Origin of the sequence: Streptomyces sp. NPDC058274, assembly GCF_042881375.1 — a bacterium.
In the GTDB taxonomy this organism is placed as follows: domain Bacteria; phylum Actinomycetota; class Actinomycetes; order Streptomycetales; family Streptomycetaceae; genus Streptomyces.
Genome location: NZ_JBHVXW010000007.1, coordinates 278,213 through 299,880 on the forward strand (window position 1 = coordinate 278,213; position 21,668 = coordinate 299,880).

General features: G+C 72.6%; 16 protein-coding genes. 13 read left to right on the top strand and 3 right to left on the bottom strand.

Annotation, left to right across the window (positions count from 1 at the left end):
* The first annotated feature begins 102 nt into the window (after positions 1-102).
* Entirely contained in the window at positions 103-1,332 is a 1,230-nt protein-coding gene (gene ccrA / locus ACFVYF_RS17295; protein WP_389456082.1) for a crotonyl-CoA carboxylase/reductase, read from the top strand.
* Positions 1,333-1,408: 76 nt separating this feature from the next.
* On the opposite strand, the gene ACFVYF_RS17300 is transcribed toward ccrA, so the two are convergent.
* From ACFVYF_RS17300 to ACFVYF_RS17310, 3 genes are read right to left on the bottom strand one after another with little or no spacing between them, the layout of a single operon-like run.
* A complete protein-coding gene (locus ACFVYF_RS17300) occupies positions 1,409-2,215 on the bottom strand; it encodes a 4'-phosphopantetheinyl transferase superfamily protein (RefSeq protein WP_389456083.1) in 807 nt (268 codons plus the stop codon).
* 4 nt (positions 2,216-2,219) lie between these two features.
* Positions 2,220-3,698, bottom strand: a complete 1,479-nt coding sequence (locus tag ACFVYF_RS17305) for a class I adenylate-forming enzyme family protein (RefSeq protein WP_389456085.1) — start codon at positions 3,696-3,698, stop codon at positions 2,220-2,222.
* Positions 3,698-3,946, bottom strand: coding sequence for an acyl carrier protein (locus tag ACFVYF_RS17310; protein WP_389456087.1), 249 nt, complete (start codon positions 3,944-3,946; stop codon positions 3,698-3,700). The genes ACFVYF_RS17305 and ACFVYF_RS17310 overlap by 1 nt, the downstream gene beginning before the upstream one ends.
* Before the next feature lie 323 nt (positions 3,947-4,269).
* On the opposite strand from ACFVYF_RS17310, the gene paaA reads away from it, so the two are divergent.
* From paaA to ACFVYF_RS17370, 12 genes are all read left to right on the top strand, one after another.
* The gene (gene paaA / locus ACFVYF_RS17315; RefSeq protein WP_389456088.1) at positions 4,270-5,478 is read left to right on the top strand and encodes a 1,2-phenylacetyl-CoA epoxidase subunit PaaA; all 1,209 of its coding nucleotides are present in this window, start codon (positions 4,270-4,272) and stop codon (positions 5,476-5,478) included.
* On the top strand, positions 5,475-5,777 hold the full coding sequence (paaB, locus tag ACFVYF_RS17320; RefSeq protein ID WP_389456089.1) for a 1,2-phenylacetyl-CoA epoxidase subunit PaaB: 303 nt from the start codon (positions 5,475-5,477) through the stop codon (positions 5,775-5,777). Before paaA ends, paaB begins: the two co-directional genes overlap by 4 nt.
* Complete coding sequence (gene paaC / locus ACFVYF_RS17325) at positions 5,770-6,573, top strand: 1,2-phenylacetyl-CoA epoxidase subunit PaaC (RefSeq protein WP_389456091.1); 804 nt, start codon at positions 5,770-5,772, stop codon at positions 6,571-6,573. The genes paaB and paaC overlap by 8 nt, the downstream gene beginning before the upstream one ends.
* On the top strand, positions 6,570-7,079 hold the full coding sequence (paaD, locus tag ACFVYF_RS17330; RefSeq protein WP_389456093.1) for a 1,2-phenylacetyl-CoA epoxidase subunit PaaD: 510 nt from the start codon (positions 6,570-6,572) through the stop codon (positions 7,077-7,079). Before paaC ends, paaD begins: the two co-directional genes overlap by 4 nt.
* A 9-nt stretch (positions 7,080-7,088) precedes the next feature.
* On the top strand, positions 7,089-8,213 hold the full coding sequence (locus ACFVYF_RS17335) for a 2Fe-2S iron-sulfur cluster-binding protein (RefSeq protein ID WP_389456095.1): 1,125 nt from the start codon (positions 7,089-7,091) through the stop codon (positions 8,211-8,213).
* Between the two features lie 46 nt (positions 8,214-8,259).
* A complete protein-coding gene (locus ACFVYF_RS17340) occupies positions 8,260-9,030 on the top strand; it encodes an SDR family oxidoreductase (protein WP_389456097.1) in 771 nt (256 codons plus the stop codon).
* Positions 9,031-9,121: 91 nt separating this feature from the next.
* Complete coding sequence (locus tag ACFVYF_RS17345) at positions 9,122-9,970, top strand: tryptophan 2,3-dioxygenase (protein ID WP_389456099.1); 849 nt, start codon at positions 9,122-9,124, stop codon at positions 9,968-9,970.
* Entirely contained in the window at positions 9,960-10,814 is an 855-nt protein-coding gene (locus ACFVYF_RS17350) for an alpha/beta hydrolase (protein ID WP_389456101.1), read from the top strand. The genes ACFVYF_RS17345 and ACFVYF_RS17350 overlap by 11 nt, the downstream gene beginning before the upstream one ends.
* A complete protein-coding gene (gene kynU / locus ACFVYF_RS17355) occupies positions 10,811-12,061 on the top strand; it encodes a kynureninase (protein WP_389456103.1) in 1,251 nt (416 codons plus the stop codon). The genes ACFVYF_RS17350 and kynU overlap by 4 nt, the downstream gene beginning before the upstream one ends.
* Before the next feature lie 336 nt (positions 12,062-12,397).
* Entirely contained in the window at positions 12,398-15,307 is a 2,910-nt protein-coding gene (locus ACFVYF_RS17360; protein WP_389456105.1) for an ATP-binding protein, read from the top strand.
* A 688-nt stretch (positions 15,308-15,995) separates the two neighbouring features.
* Positions 15,996-18,335 carry an AAA family ATPase gene (locus tag ACFVYF_RS17365; protein WP_389456106.1) on the top strand — a complete coding sequence of 780 codons (2,340 nt, stop codon included), beginning with the start codon at positions 15,996-15,998 and terminating at the stop codon, positions 18,333-18,335.
* A 209-nt stretch (positions 18,336-18,544) separates the two neighbouring features.
* On the top strand, positions 18,545-21,367 hold the full coding sequence (locus ACFVYF_RS17370; protein WP_389456108.1) for an AAA family ATPase: 2,823 nt from the start codon (positions 18,545-18,547) through the stop codon (positions 21,365-21,367).
* Positions 21,368-21,668 lie beyond the last annotated feature (301 nt).

Sequence of the window (21,668 nt, forward strand, 5' to 3'; positions counted from 1 at the left end):
CGCCGGACCGCCGTCCTCGCACCCCCTCCATTCGCCGGGGCGCACCCCGGCGACCGGCCGGTACCCGCGGCCGACGACGATCCCACCGCTCAGGAGATCCCCGTGACCGTGCCCCAGGACCTCTACGAACTCGGCGACGCACCCGAGATCGGTACCGCACCACGACAGATGTACGCCTCGCTCATCCGCCGCGAGCGCTACGGACAGCCCATCGACGCCTTCCGTACCGAAGTGGTGGACGTCCCGCTGGTCGGCCGCGGCCAGGTCCTCGTCAAGGTGATGGCGGCCGGCGTGAACTACAACAACGTCTGGGCCGCGCTCGGTTCGCCCCTGGACGTCATCACGGCACGCCAGAAGGCGGGCGCACCGGAGGACTTCCACATCGGCGGCTCGGACCTGTCCGGCATCGTGTGGGCGGTCGGCCAGGACGTGCGCGGCCTGCGGCTCGGCGACGAGGTGGTCGTGCTGGCCAACCGGTGGGACGAGTCGGCGCAGGACGTCCGGCTCGGCGGCGAGCCGGCCACCTCCGCCTCCCAGCGGGTGTGGGGGTACGAGGAGAACTACGGCTCCTTCGCCCAGTTCGCCGTCGTCGACGACTACATGTGCCACCCCAAGCCGGCCCGGCTGTCCTGGGAGGAGGCCGCCTGTTACATGGCGACGGCGGCGACCGCCTACCGCCAGCTGTTCGGGTGGCCGCCGCACACCGTCAGGCCCGGCGACCCGGTGCTGATCTGGGGCGGAGCGGGCGGCCTGGGCAGCATCGCCATCCAGCTCGTACGGCATGTCGGTGGCATCCCGGTCGCGGTGGTGTCCAGCGAGGAACGTGCCGAGTTCTGCGTGAAGCTGGGCGCCCAGGGCTGTATCGACCGGCGGGAGTTCGAGCACTGGGGGCGGCTGCCCGACGCGTCGGACGAGGAGGCGATGGCCTCGTGGCTGGCCGGGGCCCGTGCCTTCGGCCGGCGGTTCTGGGAGGTGCTCGGGGAGCGCCGGGCACCGCGGATCGTGCTGGAGCACTCGGGCGCGGACACCGTGCCGACCTCGATCTACCTGTGCGACAACGCGGGCATGGTCGTCATCTGCGGCGGCACCACCGGCTACAACGGCGACGTGGACCTGCGTTTCCTGTGGATGCGGCAGAAGCGCCTGCAGGGCTCGCATGTCGCCAGCGCGCGAGAGGCGCGCGAGGTGACCCGCCTGATCGACCAGGGCGTCATCGACCCGTGCCTGTCACGGACCTTCTGCTTCGAGGAGATCGGCCTGGCCCACCAGCTCATCCACGACAACCAGCACCCGGCGGGGAACATGGCGGTGCGGGTGAACGCGCGGGGGTGAACACCCGGGCACTCATGGTGGAGGGCCGGCGACCTGCTCGCCGGCCCTCCACCATGAGTCGGTCCTGTGCCCGGCTCTACAGGCACACCCAGCTGAACACGCCCCCGGCAACCGTACGGACGCGGACTTCGACGCCCCGGCCGGCGCCACGCGCGTCAGTGCCGGGCACGTCGGCACCGTGCCCGGCAACGCCTCGCCCGTCGGTGCCACCGCTCTCGGCACCAGCGCGGACCCGAACGACGAAGCCGTCCGGGGTGGGTACGGCCCGAAGGTCGCGAAGGGTCCCGGGCGGCCCCGGCACTCGCGCGCCGGATGCGCCCATCCCAGGGACGGGGTGCGCCGGGGTGCCGTACAGGGCCTTCCAGGCGGCTTCCTTGGCGGAGAAGAGGGCCAGCAGACGGTCGCGCGCGAGGACGGGTCCGGCCGCGTGCAGCCAGGCCTCCTCGTCCTCGCGCAGCACCAACCTGGCCGCGGCGGGCGGCAGTTCACGCAGTTCCAGGTCGCAGCCCGGCGCGCCGGTGCGTCCGGGCGCAAGCGCCACCGACACGGCGACGCCCGCACTGTGCGTGATCGACGCCGCCCGCCCCGGCGGGAAGACGGGCAGCCGTCCGGCCCGCGGGATGTCACCGCACTCGAGTCCCACCGCACGCAGCGCGCGCCGGGCGGCGAGCCGTCCGGCCAGGAACTCCCGTCCGCGGCGCGGGATCATGCCGACGGCCGCGGTCGCCTCGCCGGGCCCGGCGGGACGCGCCGCCGGGTCCGCCTGCGAGGCAATGCCCAGGCCGAGGCCCACGGCGGCGAACGGCGCCCTCAGCCGTTCCAACTGCTCGACGACATACGCCACTTGTACGACGTCGACCGACCCGTGCGGCAGTGTGTCCACGGCGTCAGGCCCGCAGCAGCTTCTTGATGATCTTCCCGGCCGGGTTGCGCGGCACCTGCTCGATGAACTCGATGCGCCGGGGCCGTTTGTAGGGCGCGAGATTCGCCGCCACATGACCGAGCAGGGTGGCCGCGGCCGTGCCCTCCTCGGCGACGACGTACGCGAGCGGGACCTCTCCGTAGTCCTCGTCGTCCGTGCCCACCACGGCCGCGTCCTGGACGGCGGGGTGGGTCATGAGGACGCGCTCGATCTCCGACGGGTACACGTTCTGGCCCGCCCGGATGATGAGGTCCTTGCTGCGGTCGACGAGATGGATGCGACCGTCCTCGTCGACGAAACCGAGGTCGCCGGTGAGGATCCAGCCGTCGAGGGTGACCTCACGGGTCGCCTCGGGATCATCCCAGTAGCCCTGCATGATGCCCGGTCCGCGGACCACGATCTCGCCGATCTCCCCACGCGGCGCTTCCCGGCCCTCCTTGTCCACGGCACGCGCCGACATGCCCGGGACGACCCGCCCGCACGGGATGCGCGCGCTCACGTCGCCGGGGGCGGGGTGCTCGTCGGGTCCGAGGGTCACGAACGGCCCGCCGACCTCCGTCATGCCGTACACCTGGCGGAAGCCGCAGCCCAGGCGGTCCACGGCGTCGGCGTACACGTCGAGCGGCATCGGGGCGGCGCCGTAGAGGATCTCGCGCAGGGACGACAGGTCGGTGCTGTGCGAGCTCTTGGCCTGGAGCATGAAGCGCAGCATCTGCGGGACCAGCCACATGTGGGTGGCGCGGTGCCGTTCGACGGCGGCGAGGGCGCGCTGGGGCGTGAAGCCGGGCATCAGCACCACGGTGGCGCCCGCGGCCATGTAGGTGAGGGACACGACCATGCTGCCGTGGTAGAGCGGGCAGCAGTTGACCATCACGATGTCGTCGGTGGGGCGGGCCAGCACCAGCCAGCCGAGCGCGATGGCCCGGAACGACGCCTCGTCGACGGTGACGCCCTTGGCCTGGCCCGTGGTCGCCGAGGTGTGCAGCACCGCGATCGGCGCGGTGTCGGGTACTTCCGGCAGGGGGGCCGGTCCGGCCACCGTGCCCAGCGCGTCGAACACCGGCTTGTCCAGGGCGAGCCGGATCCGCACCGACGCCGGCAGTGAGGCGTGCCGGTCCAGCAGGTCGGACTCGCCGAACACGGCGACCGCGCCGACCCGTTCGATGATCCCGGCCACCTCGGGCAGCGCCAGGCTGTGGTTGAGCGGCACGAACACCGCTCCGAGGCGCGCCAGCGCGAAGTAGCTCTCCAGCACCTCGATCCGGTCCTGGGAGAGCACGGCGACCCGGTCACCGCGCTCGATGCCGAGTTCGGTGAGTCCCCGGGCGAGTTCGGCCGTGCGGTCGTGGAACTGGGCCCAGGTGACGCTGCGGCGTTCGTCGACGAGCGCGACGCGGTCGGGGAAGCACTGGCGGTTGCGCTCCACCAGCTGCGTCAGCCACATCACGCACCGCCGGAGGAACCGGCGACGGAGTGCTCGGAGACGAACCGCTCGTAATCGGCGATCGTGTGCAGCTTCTCCATGTCCTCGGCGGTGATCTCCACCCCGGTCCGCTGCTCGACGAGCAGGACCAGGCGTACGAGATCGCCGGAGTCGATGCCGCTGGCGGCGAGGTCGACGTCGTCACCGATGGCGTCGGCGTACTCGGCCGTGCCGGTGAGTTCGACCAGCAACGTCCTGATGGTGCTCATGGCGTCCCCTTTCGCTGTGCCGCGGCCGTCCGCCGTCCGGCCACGCCTGTGTGTCGGAGGAAGAAGAGGAGCCCGGCACCTCGCACAATCCCCGGACCCCCGGGTGACGTTCGTCACCCGGGACCGCGGCGGTGGCGGGGATAGCGCGGGCGGCTCGGGGCCTCTCTTCTCGGTGAGGGTTCTGCCCGGCGCAGGTGACGGACCGGCGGCGGGCGCTCGCAAGTCGAGGGAGTGATGAGGGTGCTCAGGCAGTGCGTGCGGACCGGCGCCGCGGGCCGGTCCGGTCCCGGCACGGCGGGGACCGGACCGGAAGAGGGAACGGCATGAGCGCCACACGGAGTACGGCCGAGGCGGCCACACGGAGTACGGCCGAGGCGGCCACCGGCACGGAGGACGAGCTCGGCGCCCGCTTCGAGGAGCTGCTGAGCGCGGGTGAGACGGTGGAGCCGCGGGACTGGATGCCCGACGGCTACCGCCGGATGCTGGTGCGCCAGATCGCCCAGCACGCCCATTCCGAGATCATCGGCATGCAGCCGGAGGGCGGCTGGCTGACCCGGGCGCCGTCCCTGCACCGCAAGTCGGTGCTGATCGCGAAGGTCCAGGACGAGGCGGGGCACGGCCTGTACCTGTACTCCGCCGCCGAGACCCTGGGCGTGGACCGCGCCGACCTGCTGGACGCCCTGCACCAGGGGCAGCAGCGCTATGCGGCCACCTTCAACCACCCCGCGCTCACCTGGGCCGACACCGGTGCCATCGCCTGGCTGACGGACGGGGCCGCGGTGATCAACCAGGCACCGCTCTGCCAGACCTCGTACGGGCCCTATGCCCGCGCGATGCGCCGGGTCTGCCAGGAGGAGGCTTTCCACGTACGGCAGGGTTACGACCTGCTGCGGTCACTGTGCGAAGGGACGCCCGCGCAGCGGGAGATGGCGCAGGACGCGGTGAACCGCTGGTGGCTGCCCGCCGTGGCGCTCATGTTCGGGCCGCCCGACACCGTCGCGGGCGGCGCCGACGCACGTACCGCTGCCCTCGGCGCGGCCGTCTCGCGCCGCGCCATCGCCTGGGGCATCAAACGGCACACCAACGACGAGCTGCGCCAGCGCTTCGTCGACCACTGCGTGCCGCAGGCCGAACGCCTGGGTCTCGGTCTTCCCGACCCGAACATCCGCTGGAACGAGGAGCGCCGGCACTACGACTTCGGCCCGATCGACTGGGAGGTCTACCGCAGCGCGCTCGGCGACGACTCGCACTGCGCACGCCGGCGCCTCAGTCACCGGGTCGCGGCGCACGAGGACGGGGCGTGGGTACGGGAGGCGGTCGCCGCGTATGCCGCTCGCGAGGACTCGGATGCCGATCTCGCGGAGCGGTCGGCGGGCGACGGGTCCACGGACCCGAGCCGTGCGGGGCAGCCACCAGCCGGTGCGCACACGGGCACCGGCCTCGCGAAGCAGCCCGCGGCCGACATGCAGACGCCCACCGACCTGACGCCCCGCGCGCCCCAGGCCGCGCGCACGACGGAGTCGGTCGTATGAGCCGTACGACGGAAGGCACCGCGGCGTCCTGGGAGGTCTTCCTGCGGCCGCGCAGGGGGCTGTCGCACCAGCACGTGGGATCGGTGCGCGCCGCCGACGCCGGCATGGCGCTCGCGCACGCCCGCGACCTCTACACGCGGCGGGGCGATCCGCTGTCGCTGTGGGTGGTCCGCTCGGACGCGGTGCACGCCGCGTCCCCCGACGAACGCGACCCGTTCTTCAGCAACGCCCCGCACAAGCCCTATCGGTACCCGGAGCAGTACACGCCCCTGGTGGACGGAGGTGACGACGATGGCTGAGACACGTGACGCGGGTTCCCCGGCGCGGTCCGCTCCCGGCACCGCGGACGCGGATCTCGCCCGGCTCACCCGCTGCCTCGGCGACGACGCCCTCGTCCTGGGACAGCGACTGTGCCAGTGGATCACGCGGGCTCCCAGCATCGAGGAGGACCTGGCGCTGTCCAACATCGCCCTCGACCTCGTCGGTCATGCCCGCACGCTGCTCGCGTGGAGCGGCCGGCTGGACGGCAGCGGGCGTTCCGAGGACGACCTCGCCTTCGGCCGCACGGAGCGCGAGTTCCGCAACGCCCTGCTCACGGAGCTGCCCAACGGTGACTTCGCCGTGACCATGGCCCGGCAACTGACGTACACGCATTACGCGGTGCTGCTCTACGAGGCACTGGCCGACTGCGCGGACCCGGAGCTGGCCGCGTTCGCGGTACGGGCCGCGAAGGAGGTCGGATACCACCGGCTGCACGCCGACAACTGGACGCTGCGCCTGGGTCTCGGCACGGCGGAGAGCAGGCGGCGTATGCAGGCGGGCCTGGAGCTCGTGTGGCCGTACACGGCCGAGCTGTTCGACGAGGACGACGTGCTGCAGCGGCTCGTCGCGGCCGGGGCCATCCCGTCGCCGCGTCTGCTGCACCCGGCGTGGCTGGAGCGCGTCGGTTCGGTCGTCGCCCGGGCGGGACTCTCCGTACCCGCACCCAAGTGGCAGGCGAGCGGGGGCCGGGAGGGCCTGCACACCGAGGATTTCGCCCCGCTGATCGCCGAAATGCAGTCGGTGCACCGGCAGTTCCCCGGGGGTACCTGGTGACCGGCGCCGCCGGGCCCACGCTACCGGCCGCTGTCACGGAGGTGCGGGCCCGGGTGGAGGCACTGCCGGATCCGGAGCTCCCGATGATCAGCCTGGGCGAACTCGGTGTGATCCAGGCGGTCACCGTCGGGCCGGACGGGAGTCTGGAGGTGGAGGTCATCCCCACTTTCCTGGGCTGCCCGGCTCTGACCGTCATCAACTCCGCGGTCGAGGATGTCCTCAGGGAGTGCGGTCACGCCGACGGACGGGTGCGGACGGTCCTGGCGCCGGCCTGGACCACGGAGCGCATCACGGCGTCGGGCCGCGACAAGCTCGCCGCCCACGGCATCGCACCGCCCTCCCCCGCGGGCGCCCCCGCACCGGTGCGTCTCGGGCTCGGCGTGCCCTGCCCGCACTGCGGATCGGGGGCCACCCGGCCGCACAGCCCATTCGGTCCGGCCCGCTGCCAGTCGATGCTGCGGTGCACGGCCTGCCAGGAAACCTTCCCGTACATGACGGCGATGTGAGGTGACGGCATGAACACAGCCCCCGTCGCCCAGCACACCGGCCCGGCCGCGGTGCGCGACACCGCGGCCCGGCGCACCGGCTGGTTCCGGCTGCCGGTCACCCGTGTGGACCGCCTGACCGCGGACACGGTGGCCATCACGCTGGACGTCCCCGAAGCCCTGGCGGAGACCTTCGCGCACCGGCCCGGTCAGCACGTTGTCGTCCGGCACCGCCGGCCCGGCGGCGAACTGCGCCGCAGCTACTCGGTGTGTCCACCGCCCGACGATCCGGCCGCCCTGCGCGTGGTCGTGCAGCGCAACAGTCCCGACGGCTTCGGCACGTACGCGCTGTCCGCACTGGCGCGCGGCGACCGGCTCGAAGTGTCGCCCCCCGGCGGCCACTTCGGCCTGCCGGACATCGCCGGAGGCCACCACGTCCTGGTCGCGGGCGGCTGCGGCATCACCCCGCTCGCCCCCATGGCCGGCGCTGCACTGCGTGCGGATCCCGACTGCCGGGTGTCCCTCGTCCACGCGGTCCGCACGGCTCAGGACGCCCTGCTCTCGGACGAACTCGCCGTCCTCAAGGACGCGTTCGTCGACCGCTTCACCGTCCTGTACGTCCTGTCGCGGGAGCGCAGGGAGAGCGAGCTGTTCTCCGGCCGCATCGACCCGCCGAAGCTGCTGCGGCTGCTGGCGCTGCTGGACGTCGCCCCCGGCCCCGCCACCTCGTTCGCGCTCTGCGGGCCGTACGGGCTGATCGAGACGGTCCGCACGACGCTGACCGCGTGGGGCGCGCCCGAGGACGCCGTGCGTTCCGAGTTGTTCTCCGCGGCCGGGGCGCCGCCCGGGCCGGCGCCCGCCGCGGTGGACAACCGGCAGAGCCGGGTCACCTCGGTGCTCGGCGGCCGCACCAGTGTCGTCACCATGCAGCCGCAGGACGACGTGATCCTCGACGCCGTACTGCGCCACCGCCCCGAAGTGCCGTACGCCTGCCGGGACGGCGTGTGCGGCAGCTGCCGGGCGAAGGTGGTGTCCGGCGCGGTGACGCTGGGCCGCCAGCACGCCCTCGACGCCGCCGACCTGGCCGCCGGCTACACGCTCGCCTGCAGGGCCCGCCCGCGCACCGACGACCTCACGCTCGACTTCGACGCCTGAGCGCCTCCGCGCCCCGGCCATCCGACTCACCTGTAAGGAGAGGACCTTGACCACCACTCTGCGGCATCAAGGCAGGACCGCTCTGGTCACCGGCGGCAGCCGTGGCATCGGCAGAGCCATCAGCCGGCGGCTGGCACGCGAGGGAGCCCTCGTCGCCGTGCACTACGGGTACGACCACACGGCGGCCGAGCGGACGGTCAAGGACATCGAGGCGGACGGGGGCCGCGCGTTCGCCGTGCACGCCGAACTCGGTGTCACCGGTGACGCGGACACCCTGTGGTCCGCGTTCGACCGCGAACTGGCCGCGCTGGGGGCGGAGTCCGGGCTCGACATCCTCGTCAACAACGCCGGTATCACCCTGCCCCGTTCCATCGAGCACGTCACCGAGGAGGACTACGACCGGGTGTTCGCCATCAACACCCGGGCACCGTTCTTCGTCATCCAGCGCGCCCTGGAGCGGCTGCGGGACGGCGGACGCATCGTCAACATCTCCTCGGTGGCGACTCAGGTCGCGTTCCCCGCGATCATCGCCTACACGATGAGCAAGGGCGCCCTGGACACCCTCACCCTGGCGCTGGCCAAGGAGTTGGGGCCGCGCGGGATCACGGTGAACACGGTCGCGCCCGGCTTCACCGAGACGGAGATCAACCCGACGCTGAAGAACCCGGAGATCCGGAAGGCGTACTCCGCCGCCTCGGTGTTCAACCGGCTCGGTGCCCCCGCCGACATCGCCGACGTCGTGTCCTTCCTCGCCGGCGATGACGCCCGCTGGGTGACCGGCCAGTGGATCGACGCCAGCGGAGGCGTCCAGCTCTGACGGGCCCCGTCGACGTCCCGGCACCGGTCCCGCGCACGGCGGGCCCCCACACCGTCCGCCTCCCCCGCGGAGGCGGCTTCTAGGAGTTCTGATGAAAGACGGCACGTCCGCACTCGCGGATCTGTCCCCGGACGATCCGCTGACCCAGCCCTTCCACGGCGCGAGCCCCTACGACGAGTACGTCCACGCGTCGGTCCTCAACGCGCTCCAGCAACCGCTCACCGAGGCCGCGGACGAGATGGGTTTCCTGGTCACCACCCAGGTGATGGAGCTGTGGTTCACCCTGATCGTGCACGAGTGGCGCGTGGCCCGGGAGGCGTTCGCCAAGGACGACCTGGACGCGGCCATGGACGCGCTGGTGCGCAGCCGGCGCGCGGTGCACGCGCTCGTCGACTCCTGGCAGCCCATCGCGGCGCTGACGCCCGTTCAGTTCAATGGTTTCCGGGTCGCGTTCGGCAAGGCCTCCGGGTTCCAGTCCGCGATGTACCGGCACCTGGAGTTCCTGCTCGGCGAGAAGTCCGCCGCGCTGGTCCGCGCCCACCAGGGCGACCCGGCGGTCCACGAGGCACTGCGCGAGACCCACCGCGAGCCGTCGCTCTACGACGAGGTCCTGCTGTTCCTGCACCGCAGGGGCCTGCCGGTCCCCGAGCACGTCCGCGAGCGCGACGTCTCCGAGCCGTACGTGTCGGATCCCGGCGTGGTCGAGGTGTGGCGCCAGGTCTATGCCGGCCGGCAGCACGATCCGCTGCTCGCGCTCGGCGAGACACTGACCGAAATCGCCGAAGCGGTCGCGCGCTGGAGGTTCGACCACGTGATGGTGGTGCGCCGCGCGATGGGCGCCAAGTCCGGCACCGCCGGCTCCGCGGGGCTGGCCTGGCTGGAACAGCGCTCCAGCCGGCTGGTGTTCCCCGACCTGTGGGCGGCCCGCGGTGAGGTCTAGGGAGATCTCCGCGTTCGCCGCGGAGGAGGAGAAGCGCGTCCTGAGCCTGCGGCCCGTCCTGGCCCCGCGGCACGGCTCGTACGGCGACCACCCTCACCAGGTGTACGACGCGTGGCCGGCCGAGGATCCGGACGCACCCCTGGTGATCCTCCTCCACGGTGGCTACTGGCGTTACGACCGGATGCACCTGACCCCGTTCGCCGCCTACCTGGCCCGGCAGGGGTTCTCCGTGCTGCTGCCGGGGTTCCGCAGGTCGGGCGGCGCGGGCGGCTACCCGGAGACCTTCGACGACATCACGCGGATCGTGGACACCCTGCCCGAGGGCCGGCCCTATGTGCTGGCCGGTCACTGCTCCGGCGGTCATCTCGCGCTGTGGTGCGCGGCCCGCGCGCTGCTGCCGCGAGACTCGCCCTGGTACACGACTCAACTGCCGCCCGCCGTGCTGGCACTCGCGCCGCTGACCGACCTGGACGCGACACGCCGTGACGGCCTGAGCGAAGGAGCGGCCCTGCAACTGCTGGGCGGGGAGGCCCGGTTCGGGGCGCGGCTGCCCCTCGTCGATCCGCTCACCCTGCTCAGGGACGCCGGTTCGACGGGCGTACGCACCGTGCTGCTGCATGGCGAGGTCGACGAAGAGGTGCCGCTGTCGCAGTTCGCCGACTACGCGGCGGTCCACCGTGACCTGGAGACCGTGATCCTGCCGGGGACCGGGCACTACACCCTGATCGAGCCGGGCGCCCCGGCGGCCGAGGCGGTCGCGGACACGCTGTGGCGCCTGTCCGGCGAGCGGGGCGCGGTGCGTCCGCCGGCCGAGGGCAAATCCGAGGAGACCGGACAGCCGTGACGACCGCTTCCCCCGCCCTGGACGAACTGGCCGCGACGCTCGACGCCGACGATCCCCTGGCCCCGGTCAGGGAACGCTTTCTCCTCCCCGAAGGTCTCGTCTATCTGGACGGCAACTCCCTGGGCCCGCTGCCGGCCGCGGTGCCGCCGGTCCTGGCCGACGTCGTGCACCAGCAGTGGGGCACCGATCTGATCCGGTCGTGGAACGACCACGCGTGGTGGCAGGCCCCGCTCCGGGTCGGGGACGCCATCGGCCGTCTCATCGGCGCCGGTCCTGGGCAGACGGTGGCGGGCGACTCCACGAGTGTGCAGCTGTTCACCGCGCTCAGTGCCGCGACGGGACTGCGTCCCGGTCGCTCACTGCTGGTCACCGACCCGGGGCACTTCCCCACCGACCGCTACCTGGCGGATTCAGTGGCCCGGCTGCACGGTCTGCGCGTACGCCATGTGACACCCGGCAACCTCGAACGCTTCCTGGCCGACGAGGGCGACGACGTCGCGGTCGTCAGCTACTCCCCCGTCGACTACCGGACCGGCGAGCTCCACGACATGGAGTCGCTGACCCGCGCCACGCACCGGGCCGGCGCGCTCGTCCTGTGGGACCTGTGCCATGCGGCCGGGGCCCTGCCTCTGCACCTGGACGGCCTCGGAGTCGACTTCGCGGTCGGCTGCGGCTACAAGTTCCTGTCCGGCGGCCCGGGCGCGCCCGCGTTCCTGTACGCGGCCCGCCGCCATCTCGGCGCCTGGCAGACACCGCTGAGCGGCTGGACCGGCCACGCCGACCCCTTCGGTCTCCCGCAGGACTACACCCCGGCACCGGGAGTGGCCCAGGCCCGTATCGGGACCCCGCCCATCCTGTCCCTGCTCGCCCTCGAAGCAGCGCTGAGTGTCTTCGACGGCATCGACATGGCACAGGTCCGCGCCAAGAGCCTCTCGCTGACGGGGTTCTTCCTGCGCTGCGCCGAGGACATGCTGACGCAGCTGGGCTTCGAGCCGGTCACGCCGGCGGACCCCGCCCGCCGTGCCAGCCAGGTCGCGTTGCGCCATCCGCACGCCTACGGACTGATCCAGTCGCTGGCGGACCAGGGTGTCGTCGCCGATATGCGCGCCCCCGACCTGCTCCGGTTCGGTGTCAATGCGCTGTACACCTCCCACCAGGACATCCTCACGGCCGCCGTGCGGCTGCGGCAGACGGCGGCCACTGGCGCCTACGACCCGTCCCCCGCAGGAGCGGGGACGGTGACCTGAGATCCTTCGCGCCGTCCCGGCCCGGCGTGTCGCGAGGTGATATGCCCGAACACTCCGGGGATGTCATCCGCCGCTCCCGTCATGCCGGGTCGTCGGGAGCTCTCGCCGAACGGACCGACTCCCTCACCAAGGCCCTTCAAGCCCCCCCGAAGTGGATTTGGTGAGGGAATTGGGGAAGATTGCCGAAGCACCCACGACGGACCTGGGTCAGGCTTCCGGATCCGTCGAGTACCACCCGCTGTCGCCGTACGACCAACGGCCAGGTGCGTTCGACGAGTCGGCGGGCCGATCACGGTGTTCGCGAGGTCCGCCTCCCGTCACCAGGGGGGACCGAACATGTGCAGCGCGGCCCGGCCGGACGACGCCGACGCGACGGGCCGGTGCCCGGACACGGTGCTCGTCGAGCGGGAAGGTGAGCTGTCCGTGCTCGCGGAGCTGGTGCGGGCCACCGCTTCCGGCCGCCCGGGGCTCGTCCTGCTCGAAGGGCCCGTGGGCATCGGCAAGAGCGCGCTGCTGCGGTACCTGGCCGACGAGGGCCGAGCCGCGGGGCTGCGGGTGCTCCAGGCGCGCGGCGACGCCATGGGACGGGAGCATCCCTTCGGCGTGGCGCGCCGGCTGTTCGCCCCTCTCCTGGAATCCGCCGACGACACGGGCCCGTTGTGGCCGGCCCGGGCGGCCACCGTCGCGGACGTGCACCGACCTGAACTGAACGTGCCGGCCCCGCGCGGAAGCGGCACACGCGCGGACGACGACGTGTCGTACGGCGTGCTGCTGGAGCTGCAGCGGTTCGTCTGCCGCCGGGCGGCACAGGAACCGCTCCTCCTGCTGGTGGACGACGCCCAGCAGGCGGACCCGGCTTCGCTGCGATTCCTGGCCCATACGGCGCGGCGGCTGGCCGGGCAGCCGGTGCTGCTGGCCCTGTCCCGGCGTACCGACACAGGTGTCCACCTACCGCTGCTGGACGAGGTCGCGGCCCAGCCGCGGTGCCGGGTCCTGCGGCCACGGCCGCTGGGCGGTGAGGGCGTCGCGCGGATCGTCCGGCAGATCACCGGCACCGACGACGAGGAGTTCCACAGCGCCTGTCTGGCGGCGACGAACGGCAACCCCCTGCTGGTCCGTGCCCTGTTGGCCGCTCTGCGGCACGAAGGACGGCCGCCGACCGCACAGAGCCTGGCCGACGTCGAAGGCGGCAGCACCGTCGCCCTGTTCAGCGAGCCGGTCCTGCGGGTGCTCCGCAAGGAATCGGCGGAGACCTTCGCGGCCGTACAGGCGATGGCCGTGCTCGGTGACGGGGCGCCGCGTGAGATGTGCGCGCGGCTGGCCGGGCTGGACACGGACGTGTTCGTACAGGCGGTGCTCACCCTGGCCACCATGGGTCTGGTGACAGCCACGCTGGACGGGCGGGACTGGTCCTTCAGCCACGGACTCGCCCAGGAGGCCGTACTGGCGGACATGCCGCCGGAGCAGCGCGCAGGCGAGCACCGCCGGGCCGCGCGGCTGCTGCTGGACAGCGGAGCGCCCGCCGAGCAGGTGGCCCGGCACCTGCGCATGACCCGGACTCCGGCGACCGAGGCCTGGGCGGTCACCGTGCTGCGCGAGGCCGCCCACGAGGCGACCCTGCGCGGCGCGTTGTCACACGCCGTGGAACTGCTGCGGCTGTGCCTGCCGCAGGACGCCGAGCCTGCGATCGACCCGGAACTGCTGGTCGAACTGGGGCTCGCCGAGGCCCGGGTGGACACCCACGCCGGGATACGGCACCTGCGGCTGGCCCTGGAACGCGTCGGGGACGCGAGGCAGCGGCTGGCCGTACTCACCGCGCTGTCCAGCGCGTTGGTCCGCGCCGAGCAGACCGCGGAAGCGGTGAGTCTGCTGGCGGAGCACGAGGACGCGGTCGGTGCCGGCCCCGGCGAGAACGCGCAGTTCCTCCAGGCCCAGCGGCTCCTGCTGTCCGCCTGGGACCTGCCGTCCTTCCGTGAGGCTGCGGACGGGGATTCGCTCGACCTCGGCCTGCCGGGGGACACACCGAGCGAGCGGGCGCTGCTGGCGACGCGGGCAGCCATCCGCGCCGCGCACACGGAGCATGTGGAGGAGGCGCTCGCGGCGGCGCGACGGTCGGTCGGGCAAGGGCTCGTGGCATCCGACTCATGGGTGTTCCTGGCGACCGCGGCCACGGCGCTGCTCTACGCGGACCGGCCGGGCGAAGCGGCTCCGGTCTTCCGGCAGTTGATCGAAGCGGCCTCGGACACCCGGACCGAGCCGTCGTTCGTCTCCCTGCTCGCGCTGCGCGCGGACGCCTGTCACCGGCTGGGCGAGCTGCCCGAGGCGATCGCCGCGACCGGCGCCGCCCTCGAATCGGCGCCACCTGAGCGGGCGGAGTTCGTCTTCGCGCTGCCTTCCGCCATCCGCATCCACGCCCTCCTCGACCAGGGAGATCTCGCGGGGGCCGCCGACACCGCCGGCCGGGAGTTCGACCCGGCAGCCGCGGAGGGCTGGTCCTGGAACGAGTTGCTGGCCGCCCGAGGCCGCCTCCACCTGGTGCAGGGCCGGCCGGAGTCGGCCCTCGCGGACCTGACCGAGTGCGGCGACCGGCAGCGGGAGTGGCGTCGCACCAGCCCGGCGGTGTCGTCGTGGTGGTTCTGGGCCGGCACCGCCCACCTGGCCCTGGGCGACACCCGCCGGGCCCGTCATCTTGCCGAAGAGGCGGTGTCGGCGGCCCGTTCGGCGGGCCTTCCCTCCGCGCTGGGCAGGGGACTTGGGCTGCTGGCCGCCACGTACGACGAGCGCGCGGGGCTGCCCCTGCTGGAGGAGGCGGAAGCGGTCCTCGCGGAGTCCCCGGCCGTACTGGAGTTGATCCGCGTGCAGGTCGCTCGGGGCAGCGCCCTCCATGCCACCGGGCACGGGGAAGGGGCGCGGAAGGTCCTGCGGGCCGCCCTCGACAAGGCGTACGCGCTCGGTGCCCGCCCGCTGTACCGCCAGGCGCGCCAGGCGCTGTTGGCCACCGGTGCCCGGCCGCGCCGCCCGGTGTCGAAGGGGCTGGTGTCCCTCACCCCCAGCGAGGCGGAGGTCGCCCGGCACGCCGCCGACGGCCGGAGCAACCTGGAGATCGCCGAGGCGCTGTTCGTCACCCGCCGCACGGTGGAGCTGCACCTGACGTCGATCTACCGCAAGCTGGGCCTGTCCGGGCGCGGGGAGTTGCGTGCCGTTCTCGGCGGACCGGCCGGCCGCGGGAAGAACGGGCCGGACTGAGGGGTCGCCCTGGCTTGCATGCAGGGGCGCGATCGCCGGGCGTGCACGGGTTGCTCATGCATGAGCGTGCCGCAGAGGCAGCGGGCACGCGTTCACGTACAGCACATATCAACCCCACCATCACCACGGTGGTAATCCGGACGAAACTGGCTTGATTGTCACCGAGTCGAAGAAGTTCCATATCGGCAGTCAACTTTCGGTTAACTTCGCCGAGGGGCGGAGCCGCTATCCGGCCGCACATCGAATGCTTGGCCTTATGTGAATCGAGCACCACTCCATAAGGCGACCGATGTCACATTCGGCCGGGGTGCCTCCGCACCCCGCGCGACCAGCGGGTCGACCGGCCGAATACTCCGGGGAACATGCTGGTCCTCCCTGGAGAATGCCCGTTCACACACGGTGTCCTGTCCCCTTTCTGCCCGACTCCGGCGCCACCGCGCCTATTTCCGCTGCTGCTTGCTCAGCCCCGCCCCCTATGGTCTGCTGTTGGTGGAGAGTCAAGCACGGGCAGAACGGACTGCGAGGCACGCTCTGGTATGCGCAATTCTCATCTGTGGCCGGAGAACATGCCCCTTCCCGCGGCGGGTTGCTGCGTTCCCGCCCGCGTGCCCGACGGGACCGTGCCGTCCTGTGGCGCTCTCGGCGGCCCTCTTTCTGTCATACGTCCCGGAGTCCGGAGGTTTCCGCTGTGACCTACCGCGCCCCGTCCGCCGAGCCCGTCCCCGCGCTCACCGAACCGTCGGCCATCGGAGGCGCACTGCGGGCGCTGCCGGACAACACGCGTGCTTTCATGCACCAGTTCACCTCCGACCTGCGAGCCGGCCGCTCGGGCGCGATGGCCGTCGTCGGCCCGCGGGGACCGGTCCGCACCGGCCTGACCAGACAGGCCGCGGCCAAGGCCGTGTGGGCCGGGGTGACGGTGCTGGTGGGTCGTGGAACGCCGGCGGAACAGGGCTGGCCGTTCGGCGTGGCAGGACAGTTGGCCGACCGGCTGCCCGGCTCGCGGCGCCCCGTCCCGGCCGGCCACACCGCGGCCACGGGTGCTCCGCGTTCGGTGCGCGTGCAGCAGTTGAGCGACATGTTCCTGCGAGCCTCCCAAGGGCGGCCGTTGGTCCTCGTCGTGGAGGACGCGCAGTGGTGCGACGCTCCCTCCCTGGACGTCCTCGCAACCGTGCTGCGGCGCAAGCGAGGCCCGGGCCTGTCCATGATGGTCACGCTCACCGGCAGCACTTCCGAAGTCCCCCCGTCCTGCGCCGACCTGTTGACGCTCATGTGCTCGCCGACGGTCCACGGGCGCGTGATCCAGCTGGGGCCCGCCGAGGACTCGGGCGGGCCGACGGCACCACCCCGGCTTCCCTCGGCACGATCGGTTCCGGAGCCGACCTGGGGACTGGCCCCCGGACCACTGGCGTTGCTGCGCAGCCTCGCCGTGTGCCAGGACTTCTTTCCGCTGCATCTGGTCTACGCGCTGGCGGGGCTGGACCAGGCCCCGGCCGCGTCTCCCCTGCGGGACCTGCGCGCCACCGGGCTGGTCACGGGCGGCACACCGCCGCGGCTGACGCAGCTGGTGAGTGCCGGCCGGGTGCTGTCCGCCATGCCGGACACCGAACGCCAGACGCTCTTCGAGCGGGCAGCGGAGCTGGGGCAACGCGCGGCCCTGAGCGACACGCAACTGGCCGGGCTCCTGATGCCCGCCCGCCCCTCGGGAGCCGGCTGGGCCGTCGCCACGCTGCGCCGGGTGGCCGCCGCCTGCCGCGCCCGCGGTGAACACCGACAGGCGGTTTCCCACCTCGCCCGTGTGCTGCAGGAACCGCTGACGGACCCGGAACGTGCCGCCGTTCTCGTGGAGATCGGCGCGGCGAGCTTCGCGACCGATCCGGCGGCCGCCGACCGCTTCCTCGTACAAGCCCTGCACGTGCCCGGCAACGGGCACGACACCCGGCAGCGCGCCCTGGCCGCCGACCTGCTGCTGGCCCGCGGCGACGCGGGCTCCGCAAAGCAGGCGCTGGGTACGGCCTGCCGTGCCGGGGACACCGATGAGCGGGAGCGGCGGACGCTGCGCGCACTGCACTGGTTCGCGGAACAGGCCGAGCAGGACGGCAGCGCCCTGGACGGTCTCGTGCCGGACCCCGATCCCTTGCCGGACGATCCCGGTGACCCGAGCGCTCTGGCGGCGGCGACCTGGCAGGCGACCATGACAGGCGGCAGCGCCGCGCGGGTCGAGGCACTCGGCCGGGCGGTCCTGGACTTTCCGGCCCGGGACCGGCCCCTGTATCCGCGGATCTTCACCTGTCTGGCGCTGGCCGCCACGGGCTCCACGGAGGTGGCTCTCACGGGGCTCGACTCGTGCCTGGCCGAGGCACGCAGGCGCCGGATGCCCCCGCTCGTGGGGCTCGCGCTTCTCGCCCGGTGCGAAGTGAATCTACGCTTCGGGTTCACCGACCGGGCGCGGCGGGACCTGGCGCTGGCCGACGCGGAGATGCCGCCCGGCAGTTGGCACCCCGCCACCGAGCCCTTCTCCCGTGCCCTGCGGGGCCGGGTGCTGGCGGCGAACGGGGACCTCGACGAGGCGGCGCGGATCGTCGCGGACGGCTGCGCCCCGGAACACCGACAGCAAGTCGCCTGGCCCCAGCTCCTGTTCGTACGCGCCGCCCTCCACCTGACCGGCGACCGGCCCGACGCGGCTCTCGCCGATCTGCGGGAGTGCGGACGGTGGCTGCTGGCCCGCGGCTGGACCAATCCGGTGCTCGTGCCGTGGCGTTGTCTGGGTGCCGTGGCCCACGCACGGATCGGCAGGCCCGCGGAGGCGAAGCGGTTCGCGGTCGAACTGCGCCGGCTCATGGCCGGCTGGGAGACCCCCACCGCCCACGCCCTGGCCAACCTGGCCTCGGGCACGCTGGCGGAGGGGCCCACGGCCGTCCGACTGCTGAAGCGGGCCGCCGCGCGGCTGCACGACCCCCTGCTCCACACCCTGGCCCTACGGCAGCTCGCCTCGGCGCAGGCCGGCCTCGCCGCGCCGGGCACCTAGGGCCCCACGCATTGCCGCCGGTACGGCGCCCGGCCCTCGCACAGTCCAGGGCCACAGGCCGCCGGAGCCCTGGGGCAGCGCGGCGGACGGGCGTAAATCCCCCGCGCACCGACTCGTGTGCGTCACGGGGTCGTACGGGCGGAACGGGCGGAGCCCGCCGGCCGTTTCGGCAGACAAGGCCTCGGAGGAAGAAGGACATCACCGTGCTGTTGGAACGCGATAACGATGTCAGCAAGGTGAACGCCGCGCTGAGCGCCGCCACGGGTGGCCACGGCCGCATGGTGATCGTTCGCGGCGGCCTGGGGACCGGCAAGTCGGAGTTGCTGGAGACCATCGGCGAACTCGGCACGGCCCGGGAGGTCCTGACCCTGCGGGCCCAGGCCGCGGCGACCGAGCACGACTTCGCCTTCGGCGTCGTGCGGCAGCTGATCGAGCCCGTCCTCACGCGCGTGCCCGCCGAACGGGCCGAGCGGTGGTTCCAGGGCACGGCCCACGGCGCCCGGCTGATCCTCACGGAGGACGCGTCGGCCGGCCACGACGCCCCCTGGCCGGCCGAGAAGCTCAATCTGGCACTCACGGGGCTCACCACGCTGGTCGCCAACATGAGCCGCGACAGCACGGTGCTGATCCTCGTCGACGACCTGCACTGGGCCGACGCGGAATCGCTGCGGATGCTCTGGCACCTGACCCGCGTCCTGCCCATCAGACGGATCCTGGTGGTGTGCACAGTGCTGACGGGCGACGTCCGCGCGGAACGGCCGCTGGTCCAGGAGCTGTTGTCGCTGGCCGGACACACCGTCAGCCCCGAGAACCTGAGCCGGGACGCCACCCGCTCACTGACCGAGGAATACCTGAGCGCGCCGGCGGATGACGATTTCGTATCCGCCTGCCACGAACGGTCCGGCGGGAACCCGCTGTTCCTCACCGCCATCCTGGCGGAGGCGCTGTTCCACGGTCTCAAGCCGTCCGCGCAGCACGCGGCGGACGCGGTCGCCCTGCGTCCCTCGCTGCTGCGCCAACGGCTGCCGGCCTTCCTGGAGTCGCTGCCCGGCCACATTCGCAGGACCGCGTTCGCCATGACCGTGCTCGACGAGAACACCTCGCCCCAGTTGCTGGACGGACTCGCCGAACTGGACGCGGTGCGCCGCGCGGAGGCCCTGCGGGTGCTGCGGGAGGTCGGCCTCATCACCGACTGCGCCCATCCGGTGTTCGCGCACTCCGTCGTCAGGGACGCCGTCGAGGAGAGCATGCCGCCCGCCGAGCGCGCGGCGATGCGCGCGGTCGCCGCGGAGCTGCTGCACCGTTCGGGTCACCCCGTCGAACAGGCGGCTGAGCACCTGATGGACGTCGTCACACCGCAGGACCGGGACGTCCTGCGGATCCTGCGGACGGCGGCGGACAGCGCCATGCGGCGCGGCGCGCCCAGGGACGCTGCCCGGTTCCTGCGCCGCGCCCTGCTGGACAGCTCCTCCTCGGACCCCGAGCGCGCCCGGCTGCTGATCGACCTCACCACCGTGGAGCGCAGCTTCGCCACGGTGGCCTCGGTGCGCCACATCATGGAGGCCGTGCCACTGCTGGACACGCCGCGCGAACAGGCGGCGGCCGTCGCGAGGATCGGCCCTGTGCTGATGGCGCCGGCCGCGTTCCCGGTGGACGACATGGTCCGGCGTGTGTCGGCCGATCTGGCGGCGTCCGGCACCACCGACGGAGTGGACCGCGAACTGGCGCTGCGCCTGGAGGCGAGGGAACGCTTCTTCACCGCCCAGGACCCGGCCAGGGTCCGGTCCGCCGTGGGACGACTGGCGGATCTCGTGCCCGAGCCCCCGATGGACAGCGTCGGCGAACGGGAGCTGCTGACCGTCCTGATCCACACCGCCACCATGGCCAACGCCGTGCCGGCCACCGCGGTCGCGCATCTGGCGACCCGGCTGCTGGAGCACGAGCCGCCCACACCCACGCAGGTGCACACGGCTCTGCCGCTCGCGGTGAACGTCCTCGCCGCGGCGGACCGTACCGAGGGAGTGGCCTCCTGGCTGGACGAGGCCCACCGGATCGCCGAGAGCCGCAGGAGCGACGTCGAACAGACGGTCATCCGCGCCGAACAGGCCCTGGTGGCCCTCAGCGTGGGTGACATGGCCGACGCCAGGGCGAAGGCGCGGCAGGCCGACGCGCTGTCCGACACCGAACTGGGCGGACCTCCTGCGGTGTGCGCTGCCATCCTCGCGATAGTCGCCCTCCAGACGGCCCAGCCTGACCGGGCCGAACGCCTGCTGAGCCGGCACCGCCTCGGCGCGGAGAACGAGCACCTCGCGGCCCTGCTCGCCGTGGCCAAGGGCAGCCTGGCGTCCCGCGCGGGCGACACCCGCGGGGCCCTCAACCACTTCCTCGTGGCGGGGCACCGGATGGAACAGATCGGCTGGCGCAACCCCGCCGTCCTGCCCTGGGCCTCGTACGCCGCGCTCATGCACCAGCGGCTCGGTGACACCGCGACCGCCGTCGATCTCAGTCGGCAGGAGGTGGCGCAGGCCCGCGCTTGGGGTGCCCCGTCCTCACTGGGCCGGTCCCTGGTGGTACAGGGCCGGCTGACACCGGGCCGGCACGGCACGGAGCTGCTGGAGGAGGCCGTCCAGCTTCTGGAACCGAACCCCAACAGGTACGAGCTGTGCCTGGCGCTCTTTGCGCTCGGCCGTCGCCTCGGGCCCAGACGCGCACAGGGCAGAGCCCTTCTGCGCCGGGCACTGGATCTGTCGGCGGAATGCGGCGCCCCTTGGGTACAGGCTGCCGTGGAAAGCCACTTGGGACATAATGCGCCGAGCCGGAACGCGAACAGCCCGGCTCTCACGCCGTCCGAGAACAAGGTGGCCCACCTCGCCGCCTCGGGTCTGAGCAACCAGGAAATATCCGGCGAGTTGTCGATCTCCTGCCGCATGGTCGAGAAACACCTGACGAACTGCTATCGAAAAATGGGCATCAAGAGCAGACGCGACCTGGAGTCCGCGCTCAGGAACACGGACCCGGTCAACGCCACCTGACCGAGGGGCCGATGCCCGAACCCGACCGCTGCCGCACTCGGTCACCGTGTCCTCTCGCGAGTGGCCACAGGTGTCCCGTCCAAGCCGTGGGGCGCGACGCGGACGCCTGGGAACCACCTGTGACCTGCGCAACACGGCATCCACGGTGAGTGGATTCAGCGCCTCCAGGTTCTCGCAGACCCTCAGAAGTGACGCTGCACACGCCGACCGCACCACGGCGGTGTCACCACGACCGCACCACCGAACCACCCGACCACAGTGTTTGGGCACCGCACCAGAGTTTGCTTGACCGGCCTGTCCC

Excerpts from the sequence above, each read along its gene's own strand:
- ACFVYF_RS17305 (WP_389456085.1), bottom strand. The coding sequence starts at position 3,698 with ATGTGGCTGACGCAGCTGGTGGAGCGCAACCGCCAGTGCTTCCCCGAC.
- ACFVYF_RS17310 (WP_389456087.1), bottom strand. The coding sequence starts at position 3,946 with ATGAGCACCATCAGGACGTTGCTGGTCGAACTCACCGGCACGGCCGAG.
- paaA (WP_389456088.1), top strand. The coding sequence starts at position 4,270 with ATGAGCGCCACACGGAGTACGGCCGAGGCGGCCACACGGAGTACGGCC.
- paaB (WP_389456089.1), top strand. The coding sequence starts at position 5,475 with ATGAGCCGTACGACGGAAGGCACCGCGGCGTCCTGGGAGGTCTTCCTG.
- paaC (WP_389456091.1), top strand. The coding sequence starts at position 5,770 with ATGGCTGAGACACGTGACGCGGGTTCCCCGGCGCGGTCCGCTCCCGGC.
- ACFVYF_RS17335 (WP_389456095.1), top strand. The coding sequence starts at position 7,089 with ATGAACACAGCCCCCGTCGCCCAGCACACCGGCCCGGCCGCGGTGCGC.
- ACFVYF_RS17345 (WP_389456099.1), top strand. The coding sequence starts at position 9,122 with ATGAAAGACGGCACGTCCGCACTCGCGGATCTGTCCCCGGACGATCCG.
- ACFVYF_RS17360 (WP_389456105.1), top strand. The coding sequence starts at position 12,398 with ATGTGCAGCGCGGCCCGGCCGGACGACGCCGACGCGACGGGCCGGTGC.